General features: G+C 48.3%; 3 protein-coding genes. 2 read left to right on the forward strand and 1 reads right to left on the reverse strand.

What is annotated here, in order from left to right; translation table 11 throughout:
* Both B7C60_RS13815 and B7C60_RS13820 read left to right on the forward strand, forming a co-directional pair.
* The coding region (locus tag B7C60_RS13815; RefSeq protein WP_245869470.1) for an ABC transporter ATP-binding protein at window positions 1–689 on the forward strand (689 nt) is incomplete at its 5' end.
* Window positions 682–1,386 carry a 4'-phosphopantetheinyl transferase family protein gene (locus B7C60_RS13820; protein ID WP_099612165.1) on the forward strand — a complete coding sequence of 235 codons (705 nt, stop codon included), beginning with the start codon at window positions 682–684 and terminating at the stop codon, window positions 1,384–1,386. The genes B7C60_RS13815 and B7C60_RS13820, both read left to right, overlap by 8 nt.
* Before the next feature lie 2 nt (window positions 1,387–1,388).
* Here the strand turns inward: B7C60_RS13820 and B7C60_RS13825 are convergent.
* Window positions 1,389–3,168, reverse strand: a 1,780-nt coding sequence (locus tag B7C60_RS13825; protein WP_245869472.1) for a penicillin acylase family protein, incomplete at its 5' end; no start/stop codon positions are given.

Consider the following 3,168-nt stretch of genomic DNA (forward strand, 5'->3'; position numbering starts at 1 on the left):
TCGGCCCGAATGGCTGTGGTAAGTCAACGTTGCTGCGTACCTTATGTCGTTTGATTAAACCTCAAGCGGGTCAGGTTTGCCTTGATGGTCATGATATTCATCAGTTTGCTACCAAAGCGTTGGCTCGTCAGTTAGGGCTTCTCCCACAAAGTGCAATTGCACCAGATGGAATTCGTGTGCTGGATCTCGTTGCTCGTGGGCGCTATCCACATCAGCAGTTGTTTCGACAATGGAGCTTGGAGGATGAAAGGGCGGTACACCATGCCATGCAAGTGACAGGGATTGCAACGCTGGCAGAACGACAGGTGGATGAATTGTCGGGAGGGCAGCGTCAGCGGGTATGGATTGCAATGGTATTAGCCCAGCAAACGCCTCTGCTATTGCTCGATGAGCCGACCACCTATCTTGATATCGCCCATCAGATTGAGCTGTTAGAGCTGTTTCGTGATCTCAATCGTAACCGTGGTCACACCTTGATTGCGGTGCTGCACGATCTCAATCAAGCCTGTCGCTATGCGGATCATATGATTGCGATGGCACACGGAAGAATTATTGCTGAAGGGAACCCCAGTGAACTGATCAGTGCGCAATTGGTTCGGGAAGTGTTTGGCTTGGAAAGTGTGATTATTGACGATCCGGTTAGCCATACGCCGTTAGTGATTCCTTTGGGTCGAGAACGACATGAATGACATTTTTCTCCACTCGGCAATGCAGATCGAATTGGGAGGGTATACGCTGCATCTGCGCCCGTTTGATGTTGCGCGCTATTCACCTCAACAGCCGCTGCCTTATTCGCTCACACAGCCAGACGACTTGCTGAGTGCGGTAACGAAACGTCAGGCGGAATTTATCGCGGGTCGAGTTGCTGCGTGTGATGCATTGCAAGCGGCGGGCGTGACGCCACAGATGTTGAGTGTGGGTAAACATCGCGCTCCACAGTGGCCAGAAGGGGTGGTGGGGTCGATTTCTCACAACAAAAACCTCGCGTTGGCGGTGGCGCAATATGTCGATAATGGGACATTACTGCTTGGAGTGGATGTGGAAAGTTGGATCGACGCCCATTCATTGGCTCTGATTCAAGCGGCCATTGCTGATGGGCAAGAAGCCGCCATTTTGGATTCACTGTCGCTCAGTGCAACTCAGCGTATTACCACCCTGTTTTCGGCCAAAGAAAGCCTCTTCAAAGCGCTGTATCCAAGGGTACGCCGATATCTTGATTTTCAAGACTCACGCCTGATTTTGTGGGATGAATCGGCGAGTTATTTACTGTTGCAGCTGACCCATACTGCGAAAAAATATATTGGTGATGGGCGTGTTTTTCGGGTTGATTATCAATTAAACGAAGAGGCTGTGGTGACTTTAGCGCAACTCAGCCTCGCGGCTTAGCATTAGGTTAATTTTATCGGTGACGTCGCTATTTCTCGGTTATCCCTTGAGCTTCTCGACAAAGTTAAAGCGTCAATCACATCAGCCATGTCTAGATCTTGTTTTGAATAAGGGATGCGATAGAGCTGTTTATTGGCAAATAAAGTTAACTGAGCGGTTCGTCCTAAGGACTCGACTCCATCACGTTGTCCATGGCTAAGTAGAGCATGAACGACAAGCTCCCCTTCTTGCCAGGTAACGAGTTGAATGTAAGCGCTGCCAAAGAGAATATAAGGGAACCCTGTTTCACAAAGGGGGGCAGGCATTTCTCCATTGAGTAACCCTTCTTGATAAGATCCACCATGCAGAGGAATCTGTACGCCACCTGTCGTTTGGTATAGGACCTCTCCCCACGCTTTATCCAACACAAAACCTAAACAATCCAGTTCACAAACGGTCTCTTCTAAGGCTTGTAAGATGATAGGGATATGTTTCGGGCTTATATCGAGTTGAGAGCCGAGTTCGGGATCGCCATTACTCGGGACGCGGAGAAGTTTTTTCTGAACAATTCGATTCCAAAATTGATGGAATAACAAGGCCCCTTTACTTTGTGAATTGTTTTTACGATCCCAGCGACGTAATACTTGACAAGCACGTTGCACGGCTTGGGATGAATGAACATTTTCTAACATCAGCAGATCATCGAGAAAGGTTTCAGCCGCATAATTACGATTGTCAAAGATCACGGGTAACACCTTTTCAGCCGTAATTGGGCCTTCTGCTAGCAGTTCTTTCATGCGCTGAGCCGACATGATGAGCCGAGGATCATAGTGCAATTTCGCGGCAATCGGTTTTCCTATTTGATAATTTTCTTTGTGCTGACCAAAAACGGAAGGATAGTCCGGCTGAGTTTTTCCATACTCGGTAAATTTGTAGCTATTGTTGGTGTTATGGATGATGCCACGCGAGAGAATGGTTGGGTAAAATGATGTCGGTGCTATTAATGGGTGGCCGTTAGTATCGCGTAATGATGCACAAGAACGTGTCCCATCAAGGACGTTAAAGGCGGCAGAATCATCATCCACATGGTATTGCTCCAGCTCTTGGTCTGAGATGGGCGGTACATTACCCGCGATGACATAAGCGATATCACCCGCCTTATCAGCCACAATCAGTTGGCATAAAATGCCACGATGATGCTCAATTGCCGTAACAAATTCTCGGGTTGAAGTGGCATGGGCCGCTGCTAAAAATTGATCAAGCCCTTTGGCATTGTGCTCACCGGGGTTGGTAATGGCATACCACCCATCTGGTTTTCCGGGACGTTGGGGAAGGTAATAGAGCGGCCCCCATTCGGATTCAAGAAATTCATAACAGTGTGATGCAACCTGACCCGAATCTTCAAGAACTTCGATGACAATCGACTTTAGGGAGAGCGCTTTCTCTTGATCGTCCATTCGGTAGCGCCATGAATCTTGAACTCGGTTTATCGCCATCTTTTGTAACACAAAAGGGGTCACGGTGGCGGCATCTAAAATGCTCCAAGCAACATGGCGATTGTATCCCGTCATGGGAAAAGGAAAGCCAAGAAACGAGGTTCCTGCCACATCCAACTCTCCCGGAATGGTTAAATGGTATTGATGCATATAAATGCGTTGCTGATGGGGGGTTCGTTTCCATGCTGAATGTGGATTACCAAGTAAAATAGCGTGTTTCCCCTCAACCACATCACCGCCATAAGCCCAAGCATTACTGCCAAAACCCCCTTCCACTTCGATGGGCCTCGCATGAGGCGAATCATCA

Source organism: Vibrio fujianensis, assembly GCF_002749895.1.
Taxonomy (GTDB): Bacteria; Pseudomonadota; Gammaproteobacteria; order Enterobacterales; family Vibrionaceae; genus Vibrio; species Vibrio fujianensis.

What these genes read in the sequence shown, in the direction of transcription:
- B7C60_RS13820 (WP_099612165.1), top strand. Translation starts at nt 682, where the DNA reads ATGAATGACATTTTTCTCCACTCGGCAATGCAGATCGAATTGGGAGGG.